The 2,238-nt window shown below is 64.6% G+C and carries 2 protein-coding genes and 1 pseudogene; all 3 read left to right on the top strand.

Annotation, left to right across the window (positions count from 1 at the left end; genetic code table 11):
- Nucleotides 1-640, top strand: a 640-nt coding sequence (locus HP547_RS28405) for a class I SAM-dependent methyltransferase (protein ID WP_172288815.1), incomplete at its 5' end; no start/stop codon positions are given.
- An 18-nt stretch (nt 641-658) separates the two neighbouring features.
- On the top strand, nt 659-1,849 hold the full coding sequence (gene metK, locus HP547_RS28400) for a methionine adenosyltransferase (protein ID WP_172232944.1): 1,191 nt from the start codon (nt 659-661) through the stop codon (nt 1,847-1,849).
- A gap of 146 nt (nt 1,850-1,995) precedes the next feature.
- Nucleotides 1,996-2,238: pseudogene (locus HP547_RS28395) on the top strand (DNA ligase B); the annotation flags it as partial.

Below are 2,238 nucleotides of genomic sequence, written 5' to 3'. Positions count from 1 at the left end.
GCAGCGCCGCGCGGTAACCAGCCAGGACTTCTTCTTGCGCGTGGAAGAAAAGTTTCGCGCCCAGCAAGACCTTATTGCCGGCCTGCCGCAGTACCGCGAAAGCCTGCTGGCACTGCTCGACAAGCTGAATTTCGACCCGGCTGCCAGCGCCCTGGAGGTCGGCCCCGGTGACGGCGGCTTCCTGCCAGACCTGGCCCGGCGCTTCGCCCGGGTCACCGCTTTGGACAACAGCCCGACCATGCTCGAGCTGGCGCGCCAGGTGTGCCAGCGCGAAGGGCTCGACAACGTGAACCTGCAGTTGGCCGATGCACTGGGTGCAACGGATGTGGCCGCCGACTGCGTTGTGCTGAACATGGTCCTGCACCATTTCAGCGACCCGGCCCTGGCCTTGCGCCAGCTGGCCAATCGGGTGAAGGCAGGCGGCAGCTTGCTGGTCACCGAACTTTGCAGCCATGACCAGGGGTGGGCGCGGGAAGCGTGCGGCGACCTGTGGCTTGGCTTCGAACAGGACGACCTGGCCCGCTGGGCCAACGCTGCCGGGCTGGCCCTCGGCGACAGCCTGTACGTGGGCTTGCGTAACGGTTTCCAGATCCAGGTCCGCCATTTCCAGCGCACGGCTGGCGACATACACCATCGGTAAATTTCAGGAACCTTCGAGATGAGCGAATACTCCCTTTTCACCTCCGAGTCCGTGTCCGAAGGGCATCCGGACAAGATCGCCGACCAGATTTCGGACGCCGTCCTCGATGCCATCATCGCCCAGGACAAATACGCCCGCGTAGCTTGCGAAACCCTGGTCAAGACCGGTGTCGCCATCATCGCCGGTGAAGTCACCACCTCGGCCTGGGTCGACCTGGAAGACCTGGTGCGCAAGGTGATCATCGACATCGGCTACAACAGCTCCGACGTCGGTTTCGACGGCGCCACCTGCGCTGTGATGAACATCATCGGCAAGCAGTCGGTGGACATCGCCCAGGGCGTCGACCGCTCCAAGCCGGAAGACCAGGGTGCCGGTGACCAGGGCCTGATGTTCGGCTACGCCAGCAACGAAACCGAAGTGCTGATGCCGGCACCGATCTGCTTCTCGCACCGTCTGGTCGAGCGCCAGGCCGAAGCCCGCAAGTCCGGCCTGCTGCCGTGGCTGCGCCCGGACGCGAAATCCCAGGTCACCTGCCGTTACGAAAACGGCAAGGTAGTGGGTATCGACGCGATCGTGCTGTCGACCCAGCACAACCCTGAGGTTTCGCAGAAAGACCTGCAGGAAGCCGTGATGGAGCTGATCGTCAAGCACACCCTGCCTGCCGAACTGCTGCACAAGGGCACCCAGTACCACATCAACCCGACCGGCAACTTCATCATCGGTGGCCCGGTGGGTGACTGCGGCCTGACCGGCCGCAAGATCATCGTCGACTCCTACGGCGGCATGGCGCGCCACGGCGGCGGCGCGTTCTCTGGCAAAGACCCGTCCAAGGTCGACCGTTCCGCGGCCTACGCCGGCCGCTACGTGGCCAAGAACATCGTCGCTGCCGGCCTGGCCGAGCGCTGCGAGATCCAGGTTTCGTACGCCATCGGCGTGGCCCAGCCGACTTCCATCTCGATCAACACCTTCGGTACCGGCAAGGTCTCCGACGAGAAGATCATCCAGCTGGTGCGCGAGTGCTTCGACCTGCGTCCGTACGCCATCACCACCATGCTCGACCTGCTGCACCCGATGTACCAGGAAACCGCTGCCTACGGCCACTTCGGCCGCACCCCGCAGCAGAAGACGGTCGGCGACGACACCTTCACCACCTTCACGTGGGAGCGCACCGACCGCGCCCAGTCGTTGCGTGACGCCGCCGGCCTGTAATTTTTCCTGCAGCGCTGTGCGAAAGCCCCTGCCGAGCAATCGGCAGGGGCTTTTTTGTGACATATCGGCTGACAACAGCGGCGCAGCAAGGGCCGCCAGACTTGCCTAGGCTGGGAACTCCCTTCCGCCATGCAAGGATGCTGGCCATGCTGATCAAGCTTTTGTTCACCCTGATGATGCTGACTGCCCCGCTGGCCTGGGCCGCCCCCTGCCCCGACTGGGGTCGGCAGCAAGTTGACGCCGAGGTCGCTCAACTACGCGCCACGCTCGCCCAGTGGGACGACCACTATCACCGTCAGGGCGTCGCGCTGGTGTCCGACGAACTCTACGACCAGAGCCGCCAGCGCCTGGAGCTCCTGCGGCAGTGCTTTGGCCTCGCAACCGGCCCT

The organism is Pseudomonas sp. CM27, assembly GCF_013179515.1.
In the GTDB taxonomy this organism is placed as follows: domain Bacteria; phylum Pseudomonadota; class Gammaproteobacteria; order Pseudomonadales; family Pseudomonadaceae; genus Aquipseudomonas.
The sequence above is the reverse complement of the archived record's forward strand: the minus strand, read 5'-3'. Positions and strand labels throughout refer to the sequence as shown.